25 protein-coding genes are annotated in these 22,617 nt (G+C 69.2%); 12 read left to right on the forward strand and 13 right to left on the reverse strand.

The window, feature by feature from the left end; all coding sequences use genetic code 11:
• The first annotated feature begins 38 nt into the window (after positions 1-38).
• Positions 39-1,481 carry a leucyl aminopeptidase family protein gene (locus QSK35_RS39435; protein ID WP_285753088.1) on the forward strand — a complete coding sequence of 481 codons (1,443 nt, stop codon included), beginning with the start codon at positions 39-41 and terminating at the stop codon, positions 1,479-1,481.
• Here the strand turns inward: QSK35_RS39435 and QSK35_RS39440 are convergent.
• Positions 1,463-2,647, reverse strand: coding sequence for a LysR family transcriptional regulator (locus QSK35_RS39440; protein ID WP_352244197.1), 1,185 nt, complete (start codon positions 2,645-2,647; stop codon positions 1,463-1,465). The genes QSK35_RS39435 and QSK35_RS39440 overlap by 19 nt on opposite strands.
• A 52-nt stretch (positions 2,648-2,699) precedes the next feature.
• Between QSK35_RS39440 and QSK35_RS39445 the strand changes: the two genes are divergently transcribed.
• Positions 2,700-3,944, forward strand: a complete 1,245-nt coding sequence (locus tag QSK35_RS39445; protein WP_285753090.1) for an MFS transporter — start codon at positions 2,700-2,702, stop codon at positions 3,942-3,944.
• 1,315 nt (positions 3,945-5,259) lie between these two features.
• Here the strand turns inward: QSK35_RS39445 and glgA are convergent.
• Complete coding sequence (gene glgA, locus QSK35_RS39450; RefSeq protein WP_285753091.1) at positions 5,260-6,411, reverse strand: glycogen synthase; 1,152 nt, start codon at positions 6,409-6,411, stop codon at positions 5,260-5,262.
• Between the two features lie 59 nt (positions 6,412-6,470).
• On the opposite strand from glgA, the gene glgC reads away from it, so the two are divergent.
• Positions 6,471-7,685: a glucose-1-phosphate adenylyltransferase gene (gene glgC / locus QSK35_RS39455; RefSeq protein WP_285753093.1), complete on the forward strand. Its 1,215-nt coding sequence runs from the start codon at positions 6,471-6,473 to the stop codon at positions 7,683-7,685.
• A 208-nt stretch (positions 7,686-7,893) separates the two neighbouring features.
• On the opposite strand, the gene QSK35_RS39460 is transcribed toward glgC, so the two are convergent.
• On the reverse strand, positions 7,894-8,499 hold the full coding sequence (locus tag QSK35_RS39460; RefSeq protein WP_285753095.1) for an O-methyltransferase: 606 nt from the start codon (positions 8,497-8,499) through the stop codon (positions 7,894-7,896).
• Between the two features lie 248 nt (positions 8,500-8,747).
• On the opposite strand from QSK35_RS39460, the gene sigE reads away from it, so the two are divergent.
• From sigE to QSK35_RS39480, 4 genes are all read left to right on the forward strand, one after another.
• Complete coding sequence (sigE, locus tag QSK35_RS39465) at positions 8,748-9,326, forward strand: RNA polymerase sigma factor SigE (protein ID WP_285753096.1); 579 nt, start codon at positions 8,748-8,750, stop codon at positions 9,324-9,326.
• Positions 9,323-9,829, forward strand: a complete 507-nt coding sequence (locus QSK35_RS39470) for an anti-sigma factor family protein (RefSeq protein ID WP_285753097.1) — start codon at positions 9,323-9,325, stop codon at positions 9,827-9,829. Before sigE ends, QSK35_RS39470 begins: the two co-directional genes overlap by 4 nt.
• A 35-nt stretch (positions 9,830-9,864) precedes the next feature.
• Positions 9,865-11,385, forward strand: coding sequence for a S1C family serine protease (locus tag QSK35_RS39475; RefSeq protein ID WP_502881774.1), 1,521 nt, complete (start codon positions 9,865-9,867; stop codon positions 11,383-11,385).
• Between the two features lie 157 nt (positions 11,386-11,542).
• Positions 11,543-11,917: a sec-independent translocase gene (locus tag QSK35_RS39480; RefSeq protein ID WP_285753098.1), complete on the forward strand. Its 375-nt coding sequence runs from the start codon at positions 11,543-11,545 to the stop codon at positions 11,915-11,917.
• A gap of 4 nt (positions 11,918-11,921) precedes the next feature.
• Here QSK35_RS39480 and QSK35_RS39485 read toward each other — a convergent pair whose 3' ends face one another.
• Together QSK35_RS39485 and QSK35_RS39490 are read right to left on the reverse strand one after the other, a co-directional pair.
• Positions 11,922-12,332, reverse strand: coding sequence for an NUDIX hydrolase (locus tag QSK35_RS39485; RefSeq protein ID WP_285753100.1), 411 nt, complete (start codon positions 12,330-12,332; stop codon positions 11,922-11,924).
• Positions 12,296-12,793: a MarR family winged helix-turn-helix transcriptional regulator gene (locus tag QSK35_RS39490; RefSeq protein ID WP_285753102.1), complete on the reverse strand. Its 498-nt coding sequence runs from the start codon at positions 12,791-12,793 to the stop codon at positions 12,296-12,298. The genes QSK35_RS39485 and QSK35_RS39490 overlap by 37 nt, the downstream gene beginning before the upstream one ends.
• A gap of 74 nt (positions 12,794-12,867) precedes the next feature.
• Here QSK35_RS39490 and QSK35_RS39495 point away from each other — a divergent pair, with 74 nt between their 5' ends.
• Positions 12,868-14,004 carry an Mrp/NBP35 family ATP-binding protein gene (locus QSK35_RS39495; RefSeq protein ID WP_502881775.1) on the forward strand — a complete coding sequence of 379 codons (1,137 nt, stop codon included), beginning with the start codon at positions 12,868-12,870 and terminating at the stop codon, positions 14,002-14,004.
• 117 nt (positions 14,005-14,121) lie between these two features.
• Here the strand turns inward: QSK35_RS39495 and QSK35_RS39500 are convergent, their stop codons facing one another.
• The 4 genes from QSK35_RS39500 to QSK35_RS39515 are packed head-to-tail and all read right to left on the reverse strand — an operon-like array spanning position 14,122 to position 17,045.
• The gene (locus QSK35_RS39500; protein ID WP_285753106.1) at positions 14,122-14,613 is read right to left on the reverse strand and encodes a DUF1003 domain-containing protein; all 492 of its coding nucleotides are present in this window, start codon (positions 14,611-14,613) and stop codon (positions 14,122-14,124) included.
• Positions 14,606-15,859 (reverse strand): magnesium transporter MgtE N-terminal domain-containing protein, encoded by a 1,254-nt coding sequence (locus QSK35_RS39505; protein WP_285753108.1) that lies wholly within the window; start codon positions 15,857-15,859, stop codon positions 14,606-14,608. The genes QSK35_RS39500 and QSK35_RS39505 overlap by 8 nt, the downstream gene beginning before the upstream one ends.
• 14 nt (positions 15,860-15,873) lie before the next feature.
• The gene (locus QSK35_RS39510) at positions 15,874-16,713 is read right to left on the reverse strand and encodes an aminoglycoside phosphotransferase family protein (RefSeq protein ID WP_285753110.1); all 840 of its coding nucleotides are present in this window, start codon (positions 16,711-16,713) and stop codon (positions 15,874-15,876) included.
• On the reverse strand, positions 16,710-17,045 hold the full coding sequence (locus tag QSK35_RS39515; RefSeq protein WP_285753112.1) for a hypothetical protein: 336 nt from the start codon (positions 17,043-17,045) through the stop codon (positions 16,710-16,712). The genes QSK35_RS39510 and QSK35_RS39515 overlap by 4 nt, the downstream gene beginning before the upstream one ends.
• A 114-nt stretch (positions 17,046-17,159) precedes the next feature.
• On the opposite strand from QSK35_RS39515, the gene QSK35_RS39520 reads away from it, so the two are divergent.
• On the forward strand, positions 17,160-18,119 hold the full coding sequence (locus QSK35_RS39520) for an HpcH/HpaI aldolase/citrate lyase family protein (RefSeq protein WP_285753114.1): 960 nt from the start codon (positions 17,160-17,162) through the stop codon (positions 18,117-18,119).
• Positions 18,120-18,263: 144 nt separating this feature from the next.
• Positions 18,264-18,437, forward strand: coding sequence for a hypothetical protein (locus QSK35_RS39525; RefSeq protein ID WP_285753116.1), 174 nt, complete (start codon positions 18,264-18,266; stop codon positions 18,435-18,437).
• Here QSK35_RS39525 and QSK35_RS39530 read toward each other — a convergent pair.
• Together QSK35_RS39530 and QSK35_RS39535 are read right to left on the reverse strand one after the other, a co-directional pair.
• Positions 18,434-18,565 (reverse strand): hypothetical protein, encoded by a 132-nt coding sequence (locus tag QSK35_RS39530; RefSeq protein ID WP_285753118.1) that lies wholly within the window; start codon positions 18,563-18,565, stop codon positions 18,434-18,436. The two genes, QSK35_RS39525 and QSK35_RS39530, sit on opposite strands and share 4 nt — an antisense overlap.
• Complete coding sequence (locus QSK35_RS39535) at positions 18,562-18,867, reverse strand: DUF4190 domain-containing protein (protein ID WP_285753119.1); 306 nt, start codon at positions 18,865-18,867, stop codon at positions 18,562-18,564. Before QSK35_RS39535 ends, QSK35_RS39530 begins: the two co-directional genes overlap by 4 nt.
• An 88-nt stretch (positions 18,868-18,955) precedes the next feature.
• On the opposite strand from QSK35_RS39535, the gene QSK35_RS39540 reads away from it, so the two are divergent.
• Both QSK35_RS39540 and QSK35_RS39545 read left to right on the forward strand, forming a co-directional pair.
• Complete coding sequence (locus QSK35_RS39540) at positions 18,956-20,152, forward strand: acyl-CoA dehydrogenase family protein (RefSeq protein ID WP_285753120.1); 1,197 nt, start codon at positions 18,956-18,958, stop codon at positions 20,150-20,152.
• Positions 20,153-20,306: 154 nt separating this feature from the next.
• On the forward strand, positions 20,307-21,152 hold the full coding sequence (locus tag QSK35_RS39545; protein WP_285753121.1) for a hypothetical protein: 846 nt from the start codon (positions 20,307-20,309) through the stop codon (positions 21,150-21,152).
• Here QSK35_RS39545 and QSK35_RS39550 read toward each other — a convergent pair.
• Both QSK35_RS39550 and ribA read right to left on the reverse strand, forming a co-directional pair.
• Positions 21,138-21,908 (reverse strand): inositol monophosphatase family protein, encoded by a 771-nt coding sequence (locus QSK35_RS39550; RefSeq protein WP_285753122.1) that lies wholly within the window; start codon positions 21,906-21,908, stop codon positions 21,138-21,140. The genes QSK35_RS39545 and QSK35_RS39550 overlap by 15 nt on opposite strands.
• Entirely contained in the window at positions 21,880-22,533 is a 654-nt protein-coding gene (gene ribA, locus QSK35_RS39555; protein WP_285753123.1) for a GTP cyclohydrolase II, read from the reverse strand. Before ribA ends, QSK35_RS39550 begins: the two co-directional genes overlap by 29 nt.
• Positions 22,534-22,617 lie beyond the last annotated feature (84 nt).

Below are 22,617 nucleotides of genomic sequence, written 5' to 3' on the forward strand. Positions count from 1 at the left end.
ATGTGACGGAACTGCAATCGCCTTCGAGGGAGGCCTTCGTGCGCTCGCCGGTACCCACCGTGCCCACCAAGCTCGTGGACGTCGAGGTGGCTTCTGCCCCGCGCGCGAACGTGCCCCGCGTCGTGCTCGCCGCGACCGGTCCCGAACTGGGGCCCGGCGCCGCGAATGTTGATCTCACTGAAGTCACCGGCAAGGCCGGCGAGACCATGCGCCAGGGGGACTCCTGGGTGCTCGGCATAGGAAAGAGCGAGCTCAAGGACTGGAAGATCGCGGGCGCCGCGCTCGTCCGGGGGCTGACGGGCCAGGCCGCACCGAAGACGGCCGACGTGTTCCTCACCGACATCGACGCCGACCGGCTGCAGGCGTTCGTGCTCGGCGCCGCGCTCGGCGGCTACCGCTTCCGGGTCACCGGTGACGACGCCGACCCGCAGGTGCGCTCGCTGCGTCTTGTCGTCGCCGACGAAGGACTCGAGGACGTCCTCACCGAGGCCGCTCTGAAGGCCCACGCGCTGGCGACCGCCACCGCGCTGGCCCGTGACCTCGCGAACACCCCGTCCAACGTCAAGGACCCGAAGTGGCTCGCGGGCACCGCCGCGAAGATCGCCGAGAAGGTGCCCGGCCTCACCGCCGTCGTGCGGGACGAGAAGTGGCTCGCGGAAGAGGGCTTCGGCGGCGTGCTCGCCGTCGGCGGCGGATCGACGCGGCCGCCGCGGTTCCTGGAGCTGAGCTGGAACGCGTCCTTGAAAAACGCGCCGCACATCGTGTTCGTCGGCAAGGGCATCACGTTCGACACCGGCGGCATCTCGGTGAAGCCGGCGGACGGCATGCACCTCATGCGCACCGACATGTCCGGCGGCGGCGCGGTGATCTCCGCGCTGGTCGCCGTCGCGCGACGCGGTCTCGGCGTCCGGGTCACCGGGCTCGTGCCGTGTGCCGAGAACCACGTGTCCGGCTCGGCCTACCGTCCCGGCGACGTCGTGCGGCACTTCGGTGGCGCGACGACCGAGGTCACGAACACCGACGCCGAGGGTCGCATGGTGCTCGCCGACGCGCTGGCGTACGCGGTCCGCCGGCTGTCGCCGGACCTGCTCGTGGACGTGGCGACGTTGACCGGCGCGATGAAGGTGTCGCTGGGGCTGCGCACCGGCGGCCTGTTCAGCAACACGGACTCCGTGGCCGACTCGGTCGTGGAGGCCGGCACGCGGGCCGGTGAGCAGTGGTGGCGGATGCCGTTGCTGGAGGAGCACGTCGAGGCCGTCGACAGCGAGATCGCGGACTACCGGCAGTGCCCGCCCGGTCCCGGCGGGATCACCGCCGCGCTGTTCCTGGAGAAGTTCGCGGGCGGCGTGCCTTGGGCGCACCTCGACATCGCCGGGCCCGCGCGGTCCGAGAAGAACTACGACGAGGTCGTGCCGGGCGCGACCGGGTTCGGCGCGCGCACCCTCGTGGAGCTCGTGGAGTCCTACGCCTCGAGGGCGTGATCCCGGAACCTGCGCACCGCGGGTGGCAGCGGGTGGTCCTTCAGCCAGACGAGGCCGAACCGCCTGCTCGCCCGCGGGACGAGGGGTAGCTCGACCAGTCCTTCGGGTGCCGGGTCGGCGTGGGTCAGCACGGCCACGCCGAGCCCGGCCGCGACCAGGCCGCGGACGGTCTCGATCTCCTGGCTCTCGAAGGCGATCTTCGGGGTGAAACCGGCGTCGGCGAACATCTCGTCGGTGATCTGGCGCAGGCCGTAGCCGTGTTCCAGCAGGATGAAGTCGTCGTCTTCCAGGTCTATCAGGCGGACTTCTTGTCGGGTTGCGAGACGGTGCGTGTCGGGGACGATCACGATCAGCTGCTGCTCGAACAGCACCGCGCTCTCGAACGCCGGGTCTTCGGGCGGTGGCGCGACGAGCGCGAGGTCGATCTCTGTGCTGGCCAGCTGCTCCAGGATCACTTGACGGCTGTTCTGCACCAGTCCGAACCGCACGTGCGGGTGGTGTTCGCGGAAGCCGCGGACCAGTGCCGGGATTCGTTCGCGGCCGAGCATGTGCAGGAATCCCAGGACCACGCGGCCCTTATCGGGGTCGACCTCTTCCTCGACCTGCCGTAGACCCGCTTCCAGCGCGGTCATCGCGCGCTCGGCCGCCTCGGCGAGGAGGCGGCCGGCTCGGGTTAGGCGGACGCGGCGGCCTTCCCTGACTACGACCGGGGTGCCGAGGTCCTGGGTCAGTTCGGCGAGCCAGCGGCTGACGGTCGGCTGCGGGACGCCGACGCGTTCGGCGGCCCTGGTGACGTGTTCGTCCTCGGCGAGGGCGCGCAGGACGGCCAGCTTGGGGGCGATCGCGCCGGAACTGTCGGTGCTGCTTGGGAGAATTGAGAAGGGGGTCCCCTGGGGCGGGGACGCCTGCGGGAGCGCGCTGTGCGGGGGTGCCTGCGGAGCCGCGCCGGAACTGTCGGTGCCGGCTGGGAGAGTGGAAGCGGGGGTTCCCTGGGGCGGGGACGCCTGCGGGAGCGCGCCGTGCGGGGACGCGCCGTGCGGGGACGCGCCGTGCGGGGACGCCTGCGGCAGCGCGCTGTGCGGGGGTGCCTGCGGAGCCGCGCCGGAATTGTCGGTGCTGCCTGGGAGAATTGAAGAATCGGGGGTTCCCCCGTTCGATTCATCCATGGATTGATTATCGCGCCGAGCCGTATTGGACGGATGGCTTAGCGTCGAAAGCGTGTCCACCAGGTTGACCGTGTCCGTCGCCGCCGCCGGGCTCACCGCGTTCGCGTTGCTCTACACGCCCCAGCCCGTCCTGCCGCAGATCGCCGCCGAGTACGGGCTCGCGTCCGGTGGCGCGTCGCTCGCGGTCAGTGCGGCGACGGGGGCGTTGGCGCTGGTGGTCGTGCCGGTCGCGGCGCTCAGTCAACGTGTCGGCAGGCGGCCGGTGATCCTGGTGTCGGTGCTGGCGGCGGCGTTGTTCGGGCTCCTGCTGCCGTTCGCGCCGAACTACGAGACGTTCCTCGCGATCAGGGTGCTGCAGGGCGCGGCGGTCGCGGGCGTGCCCGCCGCGGCGATGGCCTACCTGGCCGACGAGCTCCGGGAGAACCTCGGCGGCGCGGTCGGCGCGATGGTCGCGGGCAACAGCGCGGGCGGCATGATCGGGCGGCTGCTCGCCGGGACGACCGCGGACTGGCTCGGGTGGCGCAACGCCCTGCTGGCCACGGCCGTGTTCGGCGCGCTCTGCGCGGTCGTCGTGGTGTTCTTCCTGCCGAAGGCCGCGGGCCGGCCGCGGCGGGACCGGGGACTGCGCCAGGCGATGACGGACCCGGTGCTGCTGTGCCTGTACGGCGTCGCGGTGCTCGCGGTCGGGTCGTTCATATCGCTCTACAACGTGGTCGGCTTCCGGCTCGCGGGACTGCCGTCGTGGCTGTCGTCGCTGGTCTTCCTCGTGTACGCGGTGGGCAGCGTGGCCAGCGCGACGGCGGGCCGGCTCGCCGACCGGTACGGCCGGGGTCGCGTGATGCTGCTGTGCCTGGCGATCGCCGGGGCCGGGGCCCTGCTGACGATTCCCGTGGTGCCGCTCGGGCTCGCGGTGTTCACCGCCGGGTTCTTCGCCGCGCACGCGACCGCCAGCGGCTGGGTCGGGGCGCGGGCGCCGGAGAGTGCGCGCGGGCAGGCGTCCGGGTTGTACCTGTGCGGGTTCTACGTCGGCAGCAGCGTGCTCGGCACGACCGGCAGCACGGCGTTCGGCGCGTGGGGGTGGAGCGGGCTCGTCGCGTTGGTGCTGGGGTGGCTGGCGGTGGCGGCTGTGCTGGTTCAGAAATCCAGGGGGATCGAGACCGGTGCTTCCAGTGCCTTGAGGTCGACCTTGCCGAGCCTGGGCAGGTCCAGCGAGCCTTCCTTCAGGCCCAGCGACACCGACCGCACGTCGGCGGGCACCTCCACGACGATCGCGGTCGGCAGCACGCCGCCGTCGTAGCGCACGCCGACCTGCGGGGCCGTCGCGCCGCCGGGCAGCGTGACCGTGATCAGGTCCTTCGTCGCGTACGCGGCGGCGCTGTCCGGTTCGCCGCCCGAGGTGGTGAGCAGGATCTCCAGCAGGGCCTTGTCCGGGGCCGACGCGCTGACCATGTCGTACATCGCGAGCTCGTTGGTCTTCACCGGCCGGCGGACGCCGAGTCGCACGCCGTTGACCTTCATGCCGAACTCCGTCGAACCGATCTTGATCTTCTGGGTGGGCATGGACGTGGTGGCGCCGCCCGCGCGCAGCAGGGCCTTCGGGGCGTCGCCGACGCGTTTGCCCGACGGGATCTCCATGCGTTGCTCGAGCGACTTCACCCCGACCGACCCGATCACCAGACGTTCGGCCTCGCCGGAGTCCGGCACGGTGTAGACGACCAGCACGGAACCGTTGTCCGGCAACCGGTCCTGCGGCAGCTGGTGCCGTTTGCCGGGCACCTCCAGCGCTAGCTCGGACGGCTGCGGCGCCCACCCGTGCCAGTTGGTCGAGCGGAAACCCGAGTCGGTCGCGAAGAGCTTCTCGACGTGCAACCGCATCACGCGCAGGCGGTTGCCGGGGCTCGCGCGCAGCACGCCGTCGGGCGTCGGCCACGTATCCGGGTTCGCCCAGCCGGTGCCGCGCACGGCCAGCAGGTCGTCGCGCAGGCGCACGTCGAGATCGCCCAGGCCGAGCTCGGCGTTCGTCTTCTTCTCGTCGTCGGGCAGCACGGCCAGGAACTCCGGGCCTGCCACCGGTTCGTCCGGCTTGGCCGGGTCGAGCTCGGTGCCGTCGGTGCGGACGAGCTTGCTCGCCGGGGTGCTGCGCGCGCCGGACTGCGGCACCTGCGGCGGCTGGACTTCGAACTTCACGCCCTCCGCGGTCTTCGTGACCTCCTTCAACGGCACGGGCACCCAGTCGGGCGACGGCGCGGTGCCAGGCACCTGCACCGGCCCGCACCACAGCTTCTCGTCCACGTCGAATTTCTCGCCTGACTTGCGGGCGAACCAGCATTTGACGGCCGCCGACCCCGCTCGTGCGACGTAACCGAAGTCCAGCGTGTAGGCCAGCTGCGCCTCGGCCTGCGCCTCCAGATCCGCCGCGCTGAGCACAGCCTTGCCGTGGATCGTCAGCGTCACCTCACGCGGTTGTGGCGGTGGCGCGCTCGCGCAGGATGCCGCGAACAAGCAGGTCAGCGCCACTGCCAGCAGTCGCACAGGTCGCCCCCAGTAGTTCGAAAGTCACTACTGGTGAAAGCGGGTTGTAGCCCGATCGGGTTGCCCCAATCGGGCGTGACTCAGATCACGGTCCGGTAAACGTCCACGGTCTGCTGGGCCATCGTCGACCAGGAGAAGTCCTGGACAGCGCGGGCGCGACCGGCCTCGCCGAACGCTTTGGCACGGGCCGGGTCGGCCAACAGAGAGTTGATCGCTGCCGCCAGCTCGTGTCGATATGTCGACAAATCGTGCTCGTCGAGATGCACGAGCAGGCCCGTCTCGCCGTGCGCGACGACCTCCGGGATACCGCCGACGTCCGACGCGACGACGGCCGTGCCGCACGCCATCGCCTCGAGGTTCACGATGCCCAGCGGCTCGTACACCGACGGGCACACGAACACCGTCGCGTGGCTCAGCACCTGCTTGATCTCGGGCAGCGGCAGCATCTCCTGGATCCAGAACACACCCGGCCGGGCCGCCGCCAGCTCCTCGACCGCGGCGCGCGTCTCGGCGGCGATCTCCGGGGTGTCCGGCGCCCCGGCGCACAGCACGATCTGCGCGTCGGGCGAGATCTCGTGCGCGGCGGCGACGAGGTGCCCCACGCCCTTCTGCCTGGTGATCCGCCCGACGAACGCGACGATCGGCCGGGCCGGGTCGATGCCCCGGCGCGTCAGCGCGTCCGTCTCGGTCACCGGCCGGTACGCGTCGGTGTCGATGCCGTTGTGCACCACGTGCACCCGTGCCGGATCCAGCGCGGGATAGCAGTCGAGCACGTCGTCACGCATGCCCTCGCTCACCGCGATGATCGCGTCGGCCGCCTCGTACGCGGTGCGCTCGACCCACGACGAGATCCGGTACCCGCCGCCGAGCTGCTCGGCCTTCCACGGCCGCCGCGGCTCCAGCGAGTGCGCGGTGATCACGTGCGGGACGCCGTGCAACAGCTTCGCCAGATGGCCCGCCATGTTGGCGTACCAGGTGTGCGAGTGCGCCAGGTCGACGCCGCCGAGCGCGGCGACCATCTCCAGGTCGACGCCCAGCGTCTGCAGCGCGGCGTTCGCGTCCTTCAGCGTGTCCGGCGGGTTGTGCGCCGTCGCATCGTCACGTGGACCGCCGAAGCAGTGCACGTCGACGTCGGCCAGTTCGCGCAAGTGCGGAACGAGGAACCCGACGTGAACTCCAGCCCCGCCGTAGACCTCCGGCGGGTATTCCCGTGTCAACAGTCCGACGCGCACGTCCATACGTTAGATCAGACGCTGGTCCGGCGGCGGTCGCGCAGATAGGGTCACGTGATGTGAAGGGGCAGCCGCACGTCCTCGGAATTGTGCTCGCCGGCGGCGAGGGCAAGCGCCTCTGGCCACTGACGGCCGACCGGGCGAAGCCCGCGGTGCCCTTCGGCGGCAACTACCGGCTGGTCGACTTCGTGCTCTCGAACCTGGTCAACGCCGGGTTGGTCCGGCTGTGCGTGCTGACCCAGTACAAGTCGCACTCGCTGGACCGGCACATCTCGACCACGTGGCGGTTGTCCAATGTGCTCGGTCAGTACGTGACGCCGGTGCCGGCGCAGCAGCGGCTTGGGCCCCGGTGGTACACCGGCAGCGCTGATGCGATCTTCCAGTCTCTGAATCTCATCCACGACGAGAAGCCTGACCATGTGGCGATCTTCGGGGCGGATCACGTTTATCGGATGGATCCGTCGCAGATGATCGATCAGCATGTGGCTTCTGGGGCGTCGGTGACGGTGGCTGGGATTCGGGTGCCCCGGACTGAGGCCAAGGCGTTCGGGTGTATCGACTCCGATGCCTCTGGGAAGATCACTCGGTTCCTGGAGAAGCCGTCTGAGCCGCCTCATGTGCCTGACGATCCTGAGGTCACGTTCGCCTCGATGGGGAACTACGTGTTCACCTGTGAGGCGTTGCTGGATGCCTTGCGGGCTGATGCGTTGAATCCTGACTCTGATCACGACATGGGTGGGGACATCATCCCCATGCTTGTGGATCAAGGGTCGGCGCACGTCTACGACTTTGCTGACAACATCGTGCCCGGTGCTACCTCGCGTGACGCGGGGTACTGGCGGGATGTCGGGACCATTGATGCGTACTACGACGCGCATATGGATCTTGTGTCTGTGAATCCGATCTTTAATTTGTACAACCAGTTGTGGCCTATTCGGACCGCCACGCCGCCGTTGCCGCCTGCCAAGTTCATTGCCGGTGGGTCGGCTGAGGATTCCATGGTTGGGCCTGGGTCGATCATCTCCGGGAAGATTCACGGGTCTGTGATCTCTTCCGATGTTGTGGTTGAGGTTGGGTCCGTGGTGCAGGGGTCTGTTTTGCTGCCCGGTGTGCGGATCGGGAAGGGTGCTGTTGTTCGGCGGGCCATTCTTGATAAGAACGTGCTTGTGCCGGATGGGGCCTTGATTGGGGTGGATCCGGCTACTGATCGGGAGCGGTACACGGTCAGTGCGGGTGGTGTCACCGTGCTTGGGAAGGGTGTTCGCGCCTACTGACCGCCCTGGATGGGGCTTCAACGCTGTCCCGCCTGCCATCGCCCAACCCGACAAGGTCGAGGACCGTGACCAAGCCCTAAAGCGTGGCTTGACCCCAGGGCTCAGTTGCGGCAGGGCTTCGCCTGCGATGCGAGGGGAGGGCCCCACCACCCCTGTGGATTGCGCCCTGCGGGGGTGTTGGGGGGCTCGCGCTGCGCGCGTCGCGGAGTTAGGTGGGGCGGCGTGCGGCTACCAAGAGGCCGTCGCCTAGCGGGAGGATTACTGGGACTAGGCGGTCATCCTCGCGGACGGACCTGGCGATGTCGCGCATGGCGGTGGTGGACTCGTCTCGCTGAGTGGAATCGACCACTCGGCCGTGCCACAGGACGTTGTCGAACGCGATGACGCCGCCTGGGCGCAGCATGCGGACACCGTGTTCCAGGTACTGGGGGTACTCCGGCTTGTGTCCGTCTACGAAGACCAGGTCGTAGCCGCCGTCGGTAAGGCGGGGGAGTACGTCCAGGGCGCTGCCCATGATCAGGCGGGTGCGCGACGGCGCGATTTTCGCTCTGGCGAACATGTCGCGGGCTACGCGCTGGTGTTCGGGTTCCACGTCGATCGAGGTCAGGACGCCTGACTGGGGCATGCCGCCCAGCAGGTACAGGCCGCTGACCCCGGCGCCCGTGCCTACCTCTACCACGGCCTTGGCCTGCAGCGCCGCCGCTAGGAAGCGCAGGGCGGCGCCGCCGCCCGTGCCGATCGGGATGCAGCCCAGTTCCAGGCCGCGGGCCCGTGCGGCCTGCTGCACGTCGTCCTCCGGGAGGTACTGCTCCACGTACTCCCGAAGTGGCGAATCCGGTGTCACAAGCAGGGAGGTTACTGCTGCTCGTGCCCAAAACGGGTGAACCCGCCGCAACCCGGGATTCTCAGGCAGCTCTCAGCCTCTCCTCACGATCGTCTAAAGGGAGCACGAGAAAGTGATGCTCGAGGTTGGAACCAGGCTCAGATCGGGAACACACGGGACCGGATCAGCGTTGAGCCGCTCAAGGGCTACCGGGCCCGCTGGAGGTGCCGTAACACCTGATGCGTACACAGTCGAGTTCCGCGGAGGCCGTCGCGCCCATCGAGACGGTCGACTGGACGCCGCCCTCGTGGGACGAGGTCGTGCGCGAGCACGCTGACCGGGTGTACCGGCTGGCGTATCGCCTGACCGGTAACCAGCACGACGCCGAGGACCTTACCCAGGAGACTTTCATCCGGGTGTTCCGGTCGCTGGCGTCGTACAAGCCCGGCACCTTTGAGGGGTGGCTGCACCGCATCACTACCAACCTCTTCCTCGACATGGCTCGGCGCCGGTCGCGGTTGCGGATGGAGGGGTTGCCCGAGGACACCGATCGGCTGGAGGGGGACGACCCCACGCCGGAGGAGATCTGGGACAACACGCACCTGGACCCGGACCTGCAGGCTGCTCTTGACGAGCTGCCCGCCGAGTTTCGCGCCGCCGTCGTCCTCTGTGACGTGGAAGGTCTCTCCTACGAGGAGATCGGCGCCACACTCGGGGTGAAACTGGGTACCGTGAGAAGCAGGATCCACCGGGGCCGTCAGGCTCTGCGCGCCGCTCTGGAACGCCGGAGGGAAACTGTGCGGGAGGACTCTGCATGACCGACCTGCGTGGTTGGCGCTTGCCCGAGCAGCATCTTCTGCCGGACGCCGTTGTCGCATTCGTTGACGGCGAGCTCTCGGCAACCGCGCACCAGCGTGCGGCGGCACACCTCGCGCGCTGTGGGTTCTGCGCGTTCGAGACCTACTCCCAGCAGCAGGCACGGCTGGCCGTGCGGTCGGCTGGGGCGCCTACGGCACCCGCTGGGCTGCTCGACCGGCTTGGGCAGATTCCGCAGGAAGCCGAGCTGCCGAGTGCGCCCGAAGGGCTCGCGCTGGACGAGAACGGGCAGTTCGTCACCGCGCAGCGCGCCTTCGGATCCGGGCCGCGGCTCGGTGAGTCGAAGCCGTTGGGGAGTCAGGGCTGGTTCGCCGGCCGTCGGACCCGGCAGGGTGCGGGGGTCGTGGTGTCCGGGTTGATGATCGGCGCCCTGGCGTTCATGGCCGCCGACAACGAGGAAGCCCCGGCGCTCGACGGGCGCGCCGCGCTGGTCGTTAACCACTGACGCCAGTTTCACCGATTCTGTAGCAGGCTGTTGGCGTGAGTGAGCAGTCGCCGAACGGACAGACGTCCACCCCCGTGTCCGGTGTGGACGACGGCGCGCATCGCAGGCTGCGGCCCCGGCCGATCGACCGGCCGGCCGTCGATCCCTCGCTCTCCACTACTTTTGGGCGCCCTTCCGGTGTGGAGGGCGCTTTCGCGCGCGGGCCCGAGGTGACTCCGCCGCCCGTTCAGCTCGCACCGCCGCCGCCCGAGGCGTTGGCGACCGCCTTCGGGCGTCCGCCCTACGGCGACGAGCTGCTGCAGCGCCCGCCTGGGGACTCTCCCGTGGATCCGGACATCGAGCCGGTGTTCTGGGAGGGCAAGACCGCCGGTGAGCCGTGGCGCGACCCCGGCGCCGGTGCCGTGATCGGCCCGCCCGCGGTCACCGAAGAGGCGCCCGCCAAAGAGACCAAGCCCGCGCCCGGCCCGCAGCTGTCGGTGCCCGAGCTGCTGTTCGGCCGCCGCGTGAAGCCGATGGCGTTGGTGTTTTTGCTGGTCATCGTGCTGGCGATCGGTGCCGTCGGTGGCCTCGTCGGTTGGCTCTTCGGCCGCGCGGGCAACCCGCTGACCGACGCCGGCGTGACGCTCGCCGAGGTGGCGCCCGGCAAGGAACGTCCGGCCGGCTCGATCTCCGACATCGCCAAGCGTGTGACGCCGTCGGTGGTGTCGATCGAGTTCAAGGGCACGAACGTGGCCGGCATCGGCTCGGGCGTCGTGATCGACGGCCAGGGCTACATCCTGACCAACGACCACGTCGTGGCGCCCGCCGCGCAGGACACCTCCGCGAAGCTCACCGCCGTGTTCACCGACGGCACCCGTGCCGTGGCGCGGATCGTCGGCCGCGACTCGAAGACCGACCTCGCGGTGATCCGGGTCGAGGTGAAGAACCCGACCGTGCTGCGGTTCGGCAACTCCGACGAGCTGCAGGTCGGTGACTCGGTCATCGCGGTCGGCTCGCCGCTGCAGCTGTCCAACACCGTCACCGAGGGCATCGTGTCCGCGCTGCACCGGCCCGTGACGGCGGCGGGGGAGAACGGCGGCCCGCAGGTCACCTACGACGCCATCCAGACCGACGCGGCGATCAACCCGGGCAACTCCGGTGGCGCCCTGGTCGACTCGTCGGGTGCTCTCGTGGGCATCAACTCGTCGATCCGCACCGAGACCGGTGGGTCGGTGGGCCTCGGGTTCGCGATCTCCGGCAACCAGGCGCGCAAGATCGCCGAGGCGCTGATCCGCGACGGTCAGGTCAAGCACGCGGACATGAACCTCAACGTCAAGTCCGTGTCCGCCGAGACGTCCGAGGGAGCGCAGGTGCAGAACGTGCCCGCGGGTGGGGCGGCCGCCGCTGCCGGAATCCAGGAGGGTGACGTGATCACCAAGGTCGGGAACCGGATGGTGCGCAACGCCGCCGAGCTGACGGTGGCCGTTCGCGAGCACGCCATCGGTGAGACGGTGAAGGTCGTGCTGGCTCGGCAGGGCAGGGAGCTCACGATCGACGTGACTCTCAAGTCCGACTGACGGTGTTGGATGGCGCTCGCTCCGCTCGCGCGGTGAGGTCGCCGGAAGTCGGTGTCTTCCCTCGTGATTTCGCGTGGCCCAGCGCCCTAGGGGGCGCCGGGCCGCGCGAAATGACTCAGTCCAGACACCGACGCGACCTCACGGCTAGGCTGGCGTTGTGTTCGACAGCATCGGGTGGGGCGAGATCCTCATCATCGTCGTCGCGGGCCTGTTCATCCTGGGCCCGGACCGCCTGCCGGAGGCTGCGGCATGGCTCGGCCGGACCGTGCGCCAGATTCGCGAGTACGCGACCGGCGCACGCGAGCAGCTGAAGCAGGAGATGGGGCCCGAGTTCGAACAGCTGCGCAAGCCGCTGGAGGACCTGCGGGAGCTGCGCAACTTCGATCCGAAGCGCGCGGTCACGAAGCACCTGTTCGACGACTCGGACGCCAAGCCCAACGGGTATCCGGCCACGCCGTCGACGCCGCCGATCCAGGAGCAGCGGCCGCTGTCGCCGGGCGAGCGTCCGCCCTACGACCCGGACGCGACCTGAGGCGTCAGGCCAGGTCGGCCAGCACCTCGTGGATCGCGGGTGCCGTCTCGTCGTGCGCCGCGTACTCCGCGGCCGTCACGTAGCTCAGCTCGGCGATCTCCCCGCACGGCCGGGGTTCGCCGTCCAAGTCGGCGGTGAAGCAGGTCATGTCGACCATCGCCCCCTCACCCTCCCCATAGGCGGGCGCGACGTACCGCCGCAGCAGCCGGGGCTCCCGCAGCCGCACGCCCAGCTCCTCCGCGACCTCGCGTCTGAGGGCGGCCTCGAGCGTCTCGCCCGGCTCGATCTTGCCGCCGGGGAGGTAGAAGGCCTGCTTGTGCCGTGAGCGGACGACCAGCAGCCGCCCGTCCCGCACGTGCACGAGCCCGACGACCGTGATCAGGTGTACTCCCCGTCCGTACCGAGGCGGTCGCACGTCTGGCCGAACGCCTCCAGCTCGCCGGGGCCGAAGCTCTCGCCGAAGTGCTGCGCGACGCCCGCGAGATGGGTGACCGAGGCGTTCTTCAGGCGATCCATGCCCTGAGGTGTGAGTACCGCAACGATGCCGCGTCCGTCACCATCGGCGCGTTCCCGCCCGACGAGGCCCGCGCGTTCCAAACGGTCCACGAGGCGAGTCACACCGGAGCGCGACAGCAGCACGGCGTCCGCTAGTTCGGTCATGCGCATCCGCATGCCTGGTGTCTCCGCCAACTGGACGAGGACGTCATAGGCCGCGAGCGAAAGGCGCTGCTCAGCAATCAGTTCGGTCTCGAGGATCCGAGTGATCCTTGCATGCGCGCGGAGGAACGATCGCCACACCCCGAGCTCAACGCGGGTGGGCAAACGGGAACTACCCGAATCCGGCACGGATGTCGATGTTACGGACTGCAGGTGCATGACTACGACCTGACCCTGTGGACGAAAGTGACCAGTCGGTAGAACGTCGCTGGGCCGGACGTAGCATGGCAAACGTGAAGCTCCTACCCGCGGTCGACGACGTCCACAAGGCGCTGTCCGGAGTCCAGGACCCCGAGATCAAGCGTCCCATCACCGAGCTCGGGATGGTCAAGAACGTCTCAGTTGGCGAAGACGGGATCGTGGCGGTCGAGGTCTACCTGACGGTGGCCGGCTGCCCGTTGCGGGACAAGATCACGGCGGACGTGACGGCCGCGGTCAAGGCACTCGAAGGCGTGCGCGACGTGCGCGTCACGCTCGACGTGATGAGCGACGCCCAGCGCACGGAGCTGCGCAAGTCCCTGCGCGGCGGCGCGGAGGAGCCGGTCATCCCGTTCGCCCAGCCGGGCTCGCTGACGCGCGTCTACTGCGTCGCGTCCGGCAAGGGCGGGGTCGGCAAGTCCAGCGTCACGGTGAACCTCGCGGTCGCGATGGCCGCGCGCGGCCTGTCCGTCGGCATCGTCGACGCCGACATCTACGGCCACTCGATCCCGCGCATGCTCGGCGCTGACGGAAAGCCGACGCAGGTCGAGAAGATGATCATGCCGCCGCAGGCGCATGGCGTGAAGGTCATCTCGATCGGCATGTTCACGCCGGGCAACACCCCGGTCGTGTGGCGCGGCCCGATGCTGCACCGCGCGCTGCAGCAGTTCCTCGCCGACGTGTTCTGGGGCGACCTGGACGTGCTGCTGCTCGACCTGCCGCCCGGCACCGGCGACATCGCGATCTCGGTGGCGCAGCTGGTGCCGAACGCCGAGATCCTGGTCGTGACGACCCCGCAGCAGGCCGCCGCCGAGGTGGCCGAGCGGGCGGGCTCGATCGCGTTGCAGACCCGGCAGCGGGTCGCGGGCGTGATCGAGAACATGTCCTGGCTGGAGATGCCCGACGGCTCCCGCATGGAGGTCTTCGGTTCGGGCGGCGGTTCCGCGGTGGCCGAGTCGCTGACCAAGGCCGTCGGCGCCGACGTGCCGTTGCTGGGCCAGGTGCCGCTCGACCCGCGGCTGCGGGAGAACGGTGACACCGGCACGCCGATCGTCACCGCCGTCCCGGAGTCGGCGGCGGCACAGGTGCTGACCGAGGTGGCGCAGAAGCTCAGCGTGCGGTCGCGCGGCCTGGCCGGGCGGCTGCTGAACGTGTCGCCCGCGGGCCGCTGACCCGGTTGTCCACAGGCCACGAGTTGTCCACAGGTCGATGGTCGCGTGGCCGGAACTGTCGGTCCTGCCTGGGAGAATTGAAACCGGGGGTCCCCCAGCGGGTCGGGGACGCTCGCGTCAGCGCGGCTCGTAGTCCCGGGCCCGGACCTTCTTCTCCTTGACCAGGCGGTCCAGCTCGCCGCGCACGAAGTCGCGCGTCGCGACCTCGCCCACCGCGAGCCGCAGCGCGGCCAGCTCACGGGCGAGGAACTCGGTGTCGGCCTTCGTCTGCGCGGCCCGCGCCCGGTCCTCCTCGAGCGACACGCGGTCGCGGTCGTCCTGCCGGTTCTGCGCCAGCAGGATCAGCGGCGCGGCGTAGGCGGCCTGCGTCGAGAACGCCAGGTTCAGCAGGATGAACGGATAGGGGTCCCAGCGCAGCGAGACCGCGAACAGGTTCAGCGCGATCCAGGACACCACGAGGACCGTCTGCCAGAACAGGAACTTCCCGGTCCCCAGAAACCGGGCCAGCCGCTCCGACACGCGCCCGAACGCCTCGGGGTCGATCGCGAACCGGAACCGCCGGGGTTCGCGCGGCTGGTCGAGTCGGCGCCGCGGCAGCAGTTCAGGCATGGGTCAGTCCCGTCTCGCGCCAGTTGTCCGGCAGCAGGTGGTCCAGCACGTCGTCAACGGTGACCGCGCCGATCAGGTGGTCAGTCTCGTCGATCACCGGCGCGCACACCAGGTTGTACGCGGCGAAGTACCGGGTGACGTCACCGAGGGACGCCGACGGCGAAAGCCGGGCCAGGTCGGTGTCCAGCACTCCCGCGACCAGGTCGGACGGCGGTTCGCGGAGCAGCCGCTGGATGTGCACGCAGCCGAGGTAGCGCCCGGTGGGCGTCGCGGTCGGGGGCCGGCACACGAAGACCATCGACGCCAGCGCGGGCGTGAGGTCGGGGTTGCGGACGTGGGCCAGCGCCTCGGCGATCGTGGCGTCCGGCGGCAGGATGATCGGTTCGGGCGTCATCAGGCCGCCCGCGGTGTCGAACGAGTACTCCAGCAGCCGCCGGACCGGTTCGGACTCCTCCGGCTCCATCAGGCCGAGCAGCCGGTCCTTCTCCGACTCGGGCAGCTCGGCGAGCAGGTCCGCCGCGTCGTCCGGGTCCATCACCTCGAGGATGTCCGCCGCGCGTTCCTCGTCGAGGTGCGCGAGCAGGTCCTTCTGGTCCTCTTCGGAGAGTTCCTCGATGACGTCGGCGAGCCGCTCGTCGTCCAGCGCGTCCGCGACCTCGTAGCGGCGTTTGGCGGGCAACGCGTGCAGCGTGCTCGCGACGTCCGCGGCGCGCATGCCCTCGAACACGGCCAGCAGCTGCTGTGCGCCCTGCGGCTGGCCGGCGAGCTCGTTGACGCTCAGGCCGCTGATCTCCTCCCACCGCCACACCTGCACGGGCCCCTTGCGGCCGAGCCGTCCGGTGCGGGTGCGCGCGGCGACGCGGGTCATCCGCCAGTCGCGCGTGCGGGTCGGTTCCATCGCGGCGTCGACGACCACCGCGGTCGCGCCGTCGTCCAGCTGCACGCGGGCGTCCAGCAGCTCGCCGATGACCAGCACCTCGTTGGCGCGCTGGTGGAACTGCCTCAGGTTGACCGACCCGGTCGCGAGCGTCACCGCGTTCGGCTCGATCGACGTGACGCGCAGCATCGGCACGAAGATGCGCCGTCGCGTCGCGAGCTCCAGTACGACGCCGAGCACCCTCGGCGGCTGGCGGTCGATCCGCAGGCTGATCACGACGTCGCGGGCTTTGCCGATGGGTTCACCGTCCGGGCCGAACACCGGCAGACCGGCGAGCTGAGCGACGTAGACCCTGTTCACAGCCACCACAAGGCAAGGCTAGATCAGGAACCGGCGGCCCACAGCGCGATCTTCTCCAGCACTTCCTCGGCCTCCGGATCGGCGTCCAGGCACCAGATCCAGTTCGACACCGCGCGGTGCAACACCCACCCGCGCGCCCGGTCCGGGTCGAGCTCGCCCGCCGCGCAGATCGCCGCGAACCGGTCGCTCAGCCCGCGCCCGTCGTCGAGCTCGCTGAACCTGTTCCACAGCAACGGGATCACCGCCCACTCGGGATCGCCGCACACCGGCTTGGGGTCGATCATCAGCCACGGCTCGCGGTCGCCGCGCAGCACGTTGTCGTAGTGCAGATCCTCGTTGACCAGCAGCTCGCCCTGCGTCTTGGCCAGCTCCTCACCCGCCTCGCGCGCGGCGTCGAGCAACCGCGCGGGCACGCCGGCGTGGTCGAGGATCTCGGGCTCGACGCGCCGGATCTCGGGCGGCGCCGGGACGCGCAACCGCCGGTGCAGCCGGCCGATCACGTCGATCGCCTCCTCGATCGGCGCCTCGTGCAGCGAGTACGTGTGGTCCAGTCGTTCCAGCAGCAACGCGCCCAGCTCCGCGTCGTGGTCCAGCAGGCGCACCACGCCGTCGCCGTCCCAGGTCCGCAGGGCGAGCGCCTCGTGCTCGGTCTCCTCGTCGATCCACGTCAGCTTGAGCACGGCCGGATGCCCGTCGGCCTGCCGTACCGGGAGCGCGACCGCGCAGAACCCCGTCATGACGTCGCCGTCCGGGGTGAGGTCCCAGCGCGCGCACATCTTCGTGGCGAGGCGTGGCAGCGTCGCGACCCACTGCGGCGCGTCGGGGCCCAGGCCGTCGCCGAATCCGTCCGGGACAGTGATCACACGACCTCCAGGCGGTATACGGACTCCCACTCCGGATCGGTGTTCAACCTGGCGGTTCTGAGAGCCTGCATGGTCTCCTCGTCGGGCTCCACATTGTGCGCAATCGCCTGTGTTTCCAGCAGATGCGAATGGGTGCTGGGCGAGCGGAGGGTGATGGTGCAGATGGTGCCGTCGGCCAGGCCGGGCACCTGTTGCTCGGTGCCGCCGGTCGCGAGCCAGATCGTGTTGTTCCGCCACAGCGCCCAGACGAGCCGGGGCGGGTGTGCCGGCACGGTGATCCAGATGGCGGCGGCCTTGCGCAGAGCGGCGTCGAGGACTTGTGCGATCTCCACCGGTAAAGCCTGGCACGGTTTGTGAGACCCGACTCAGCGAATATGCGGTCGCCCCTCGGGCGTGCCAATGTTGGCCCCAACACATAGTTACCGGCTGGTACGAGGAGGTACCCCGTGGTCGACCAGCAGCGTCCCCGTCGCTCGTGTCTGGCCGTTCCCGGCTCGAGCCAGAAGATGATCGACAAGGCCCGCACGCTGCCGGCGGACCAGGTGTTCCTCGACCTCGAGGACGCCTGCGCCCCGCTCGCGAAGCCGGACGCCCGCAAGACGATCGTCGCCTCGCTCAACGAGGGCGGCTGGGGTGAGAAGGCCCGCGTGGTCCGCGTGAACGACTGGACCACCGAGTGGACCTACCGCGATGTCACCGAGGTCGTCGAGGGCGCGGGCGCGAACCTCGACTGCATCATGCTGCCGAAGGTGCAGACTCCGGAGCAGATCAAGGCGCTCGACCTGTTGATCACGCAGATCGAGAAGACCATGGGCTACGAGGTCGGCAAGATCGGCATCGAGGCGCAGATCGAGAACGCCCTCGGCCTGGTCAACGTCGACGCGATCGCCACGGCGTCCCCGCGCGTCGAGACGATCATCTTCGGGCCGGCCGACTTCATGGCGTCGATCAACATGAAGTCGCTCGTGGTCGGTGAGCAGCCGCCCGGCTACGACGTCGGCGACGCCTACCACTACATCCTGATGCGGATCCTGATGGCCGCGCGGGCGCACGACAAGCAGGCCATCGACGGTCCCTACCTGCAGATCCGCGACGTCGAGGGCTACAAGCGCGTGGCCGGCCGGTCCGCCGCGCTGGGCTTCGACGGCAAGTGGGTGCTGCACCCCGGTCAGATCGACGCGGCCAACGAGGTGTTCAGCCCCAAGCAGGACGACTACGACCACGCGGAGAACATCCTCGACGCGTACGAGTACTTCACCTCGGAGGCGGGCGGCAAGCGCGGCGCCGTCATGCTCGGCGACGAGATGATCGACGAGGCGTCCCGCAAGATGGCGCTCGTCATTTCCGGCAAGGGGCGTGCGGCGGGTATGCAGCGCAGCAACGTCTGGTCGCCGCCGGAGGAGTAGGCCGTTACAGATTGTGCGCCACTTCACGCCGACTGTGACTGGACGTGTTCGACGGTTACTGGTTGCTTCAAAAACGCGTGAAGTGGCGCACAATCCGTGACAGAAAATTGCGTTCGCGGCCCCCTGTGGGTGCATGCTGATCGCATGTCACGAACGAGTAACGGCAAGGGCTGGAGAGGACTGCGGCTGTTCAAGCGCCGCGAAGACGATCTCTACGAGCGCAGCTTCCGCAGCTGCCCCGGCTGTCACACCGATGTGCACGTGTTCTTCGACGTTTGCAGGCACTGCGGCGGCGCGCTGGAGCTCCTCGCCGGCTAGTGCGGGTTGTTCGCCTCGTGGAACACCCACCCGAGCAGCGCCGCGAAGCCGTACAACGCGGCCGCGAGCACGATGAGTTTGACGACCACGATGCCCAGGACGATCGCCACGATCCGGCGTTTGCTCATTGGTTCGGCAGATCCGACATCGGTGGCCAGTACCTCACGATGATGAAGATCCAGAAGATCATGGCCAGCGTGTAGAACGCGGTCAGGACGCTCCCGACGATCAGGCCCGCCGTCGCCAGGCCCCAGCCGTCCTCACCGGTGCGCCGGATCTCCTTGCGGGCCATGACGCCCAGCACGATCGACGCCGGCGCGAAGAAGAACAGCATGACGAGCGACACGATGGCCAGCGTGTTCGTTCTGCGCGGTGGCGGGTAGTACGGCTGGTACATCGCGGCCCCTTCGTCGAGCGCTGTCTCGGTCAAGCATGTTGCGATGAGCACACCCGCATTCGCAAACGGGCGTTAACCGGTCCATACTCGCCGGTAACCTCCAGGAACGAAGGGAAGTGCGATGGCGCGCCTCGCCCAGACCGCGGGTCTCACTGACATCCAGGAAGAGATCCTCGCGACCGTACGCACCTTCGTCGACAAGGAGATCATCCCGCACGCCCAGACGCTGGAACACGGCGACACGTACCCCGCCGACATCGTCGACGGCATGAAGGAGATGGGCCTGTTCGGGCTCACCATCCCGGAGGAGTTCGGTGGCCTCGGCGAGTCGCTGCTGACCTACGCGCTCGTCGTCGAGCAGATCGCGCGCGGCTGGATGAGCGTCTCCGGTGTCATCAACACGCACTTCATCGTGGCGCACATGCTCAAGCAGCACGGCACGCCCGAGCAGAAGGCGAAGTACTTGCCGCGCATGGCGGCCGGCGAGGTGCGCGGGTCGTTCTCCATGTCCGAGCCCGAGCTCGGCTCCGACGTCGCGGCGATCCGCACGAAGGCCGTGAAGCAGGGCGACGACTTCGTCATCAACGGCCAGAAGATGTGGCTGACCAACGGCGGCACGTCCAACCTGACCGCCGTGCTGGTGAAGACCGACGAGGGCGCCGACAAGCCGCACCAGAACCTCACGACGTTCCTCGTCGAGAAGCCCGTCGGCTACGGCGAGGTGCTGCCCGGCCTGACCATCCCCGGCAAGATCGACAAGATGGGGTACAAGGGCGTCGACACCACGGAGATGGTGTTCGACGGCTTCAAGATCTCCCCGGACCAGGTCCTCGGCGGCCAGACCGGCCAGGGCTTCCGGCACATGATGGACGGCGTCGAGGTCGGCCGCGTCAACGTCGCCGCCCGCGCGTGCGGCATCGCGATCCGGTCGTTCGAGCTGGCCATCGAGTACGCGCAGCAGCGCAAGTCGTTCGGCAAGCCGATCGCCGAGCACCAGGCCATCGCGTTCAAGCTCGCCGAGATGGCCACCAAGGTCGAGGCCGCGCACCTGATGATGGTCAACGCGGCGCGACTGAAGGACTCCGGCGCGCGCAACGACGTCGAGGCCGGCATGGCGAAGCTCATCGCGTCGGAGTACTGCGCCGAGGTCACTCAGGACGCGTTCCGCATTCACGGCGGCTATGGCTACTCCAAGGAGTACGAGATCGAGCGCCTGATGCGGGAGGCGCCGTTCCTGCTGATCGGTGAGGGCACGTCCGAGATCCAGAAGACGATCATCAGCCGTGGCCTGCTGCGGGAGTACCAGTCGCGCGGCTGACACCCGGAATCGCCATGGGGGGAGCTTTGCCAGCGGTCAGCGCTGGCAAAGCTCCCCTCATAGCACTCGTTGGGGCTAAAGGGCGTCACTCGTTCAGCCGCTGAGTAGAGTCTTCGTCGCCGGGGGACCAGCCGCCGCTGACAGAAGGTCGTCCTTGGAACTCCCGTTAGACCTGACGCTCCCCAGATCCGTTGTCCCGCCGCACGTCGTCCGGCTCGAGGTCGACACGTTCGCCGACCTCCGCCGCGACGCCGGACAGCTCGCCGCGTGGTTCGGCGAGGTGTTCGCCACGCTCCTCGTGCCGTTGTGCCCTGCGAGCGTGAAAGAACTGGTGGAAGTGGCCCGCGGATACCACCCGTCCGACACAACGCCGTGGGGGCCGCCGGGTTACGCCCGCCTGTTGCTCAGTGCGGGTGATTTCACGGTCGACGCCTGGGCACGGCAGCTGGACGCGCTCAGCAGGGGTGAGAGCGACTTCCTGCGCGTGATGCTCATCCGGCTCGACGACCAGGGGCTCCCGACCACCGAGGGCGGATGGTGCGCGGAGATCACGCTCAAGCGCGATCCCGAGTTCCCGCACCAGGTCATCGTCACCGCGGCCAGGGAGGCGTTCGGCGGCTGGGTGAGCCGGGTCGTCCAGCAGGACTGGCTCAAGGTGCTCGCCACCGGCGCGACGCTCGCCAAGGCCGCGCACGGGTGGATCACGCTCGACCGGGTCGGCGCGCGCACCGCCTACGAGCAACACATGGGCATCGGGATCGACGCCGCGCTCGTCGGCGTCGCGGACTATGCCCGCGGGGTGCACTGGGCGACTGTCCTGGGACCAAGGCAAGTCGCCCAGCTCGGCGGGGTCGAGCGGGTGCTCCGGGACGCTCCGTGCGTGTGGCGCGAGCACCTCGGCGGTGGGCGGATTCTGCTCAAGCTCACCGACGATCTGGAGGACACCAAGGATCTGGAGCCGCTGCACCGGTTTCTCGCGCCCGTCCTAATCGGACAGTAGGGCCAGGATCTCCTTGCGCAGACCGGGACACACGGCGATCGTCGCCTTGGACGACACGGTGTGGTCGGTGTCGTCGGTGTCGACCACGACACCGCCCGCCTCGCGCACGAGCAGCACCCCGGCCATGGTGTCCCACGGCATGTTGGCCAGGATGATCGACGCGTCGAGCCGGCCCGAGGCCACCCACGCGAGATCGATCGCCGCCGTGCCGAGCATGCGGATCCGTTGCGCGCGAGAGCCCAGGTACGACAACAGCTCCAGGCGTCGTCGGTTCTTCTCGACGGCACCCGGACCGATGGCGAAGTCGCCGATGGAGATCACGGCCGATGACAGTTCGTCCACCGTGGAACAGGAAATCCGGTCCACGCCGACGAACGCGCCCTCACCCGCGACCGCCGAGTAGGTCTCGTCCAGGTACGGCAGGTCGATCGCCGCGACGACCGACGCCGAACCCGATACCAGCGCCAGCGAGACGCCGCACAACGGCATGCCGCGCGAGAAGTTCGTCGTGCCGTCCACAGGATCCAGGGCCCACCACAGGTCCTCTGACCCGGTGTGGCCGCGCTCCTCGCCCAGCACACCGATCTCGGGGGTTTCGCGCGCCAGGAACGAGCGCACGGCGTCCTCGACCGCGAGGTCGACGTCGGTCACCAGGTCGCGCTCGCTCTTCTCCACCACGGAACCGAGCGGACGCGACCGGATGATCCGGCGGGCGACCGCTACGGCCTCACGAGCGATGGGGAGCAGCTGCCGCATTGGGGAGCGTGAAGACGTCGACCTGGGGCAGGTCGTGACCGAGCCGGTCGCGCTTGGCGGTCAGGTAGCCGATGTTGTGGGTGTTCGGCGGCATCAGCAGCGGAACCCGTGCCACGACGGGGATTCCGTGCGACTCCAAGGCCGAGATCTTGTCGGGGTTGTTCGACATCAGGCGCACCGACTGCACCCGCAGGTGCTTGAGGACCAGCGCGGCGGGCGTGTAGTCGCGCACGTCGACCGGCAGGCCGAGCGTGGTGGCGGAGTCGAGCGTGTCGAGGCCCTGCTCGTCCTGCAGGACGTGCGTGCGAACCTTCGCGACCAAACCGATTCCACGTCCCTCGTGGCCGCGCAGGTACACCAGGACACCGCTGCCCTCGCGGACGATCGTGTCCAGCGCCGCGTCCAGCTGTTCACCGCACTCACACCGCATGGCGCCGAAGATGTCACCGGTCATGCACTCGGAGTGCACGCGCACGAGCACCTTCTCGCGCATCCGGATCTTGCCGTACACGAGGGCCATGTGCTCGTGCCCGTTCGCCCGGAAGGCCACCGCGCGGAACGTGCCCCGGCGTGTCACCAGGTCCGACTCCGCGACGTCCTCTTCGTTGAACGCTTGCTCGTACATCCGGTCCCCTCGTCACCCGACACCGGCCGAACGTCATTACGCTCGGCCGAAGTTGCACCGTAACCCGGCTCACCAGGTGGAGGA

The sequence above is a fragment of the Lentzea sp. NBRC 105346 genome (assembly GCF_030269605.1).
In the GTDB taxonomy this organism is placed as follows: domain Bacteria; phylum Actinomycetota; class Actinomycetes; order Mycobacteriales; family Pseudonocardiaceae; genus Lentzea.

Coding starts and splice junctions, on each gene's coding strand:
- QSK35_RS39440 (WP_352244197.1), bottom strand. CDS start 2,647: ATGGATGAATCGAACGGGGGAACCCCCGATTCTTCAATTCTCCCAGGC.
- sigE (WP_285753096.1), top strand. CDS start 8,748: ATGCGTACACAGTCGAGTTCCGCGGAGGCCGTCGCGCCCATCGAGACG.
- QSK35_RS39470 (WP_285753097.1), top strand. CDS start 9,323: ATGACCGACCTGCGTGGTTGGCGCTTGCCCGAGCAGCATCTTCTGCCG.
- QSK35_RS39490 (WP_285753102.1), bottom strand. CDS start 12,793: ATGCACCTGCAGTCCGTAACATCGACATCCGTGCCGGATTCGGGTAGT.
- QSK35_RS39500 (WP_285753106.1), bottom strand. CDS start 14,613: ATGCCTGAACTGCTGCCGCGGCGCCGACTCGACCAGCCGCGCGAACCC.
- QSK35_RS39525 (WP_285753116.1), top strand. CDS start 18,264: ATGTCACGAACGAGTAACGGCAAGGGCTGGAGAGGACTGCGGCTGTTC.
- QSK35_RS39530 (WP_285753118.1), bottom strand. CDS start 18,565: ATGAGCAAACGCCGGATCGTGGCGATCGTCCTGGGCATCGTGGTCGTC.
- QSK35_RS39540 (WP_285753120.1), top strand. CDS start 18,956: ATGGCGCGCCTCGCCCAGACCGCGGGTCTCACTGACATCCAGGAAGAG.
- QSK35_RS39550 (WP_285753122.1), bottom strand. CDS start 21,908: ATGCGGCAGCTGCTCCCCATCGCTCGTGAGGCCGTAGCGGTCGCCCGC.
- ribA (WP_285753123.1), bottom strand. CDS start 22,533: ATGTACGAGCAAGCGTTCAACGAAGAGGACGTCGCGGAGTCGGACCTG.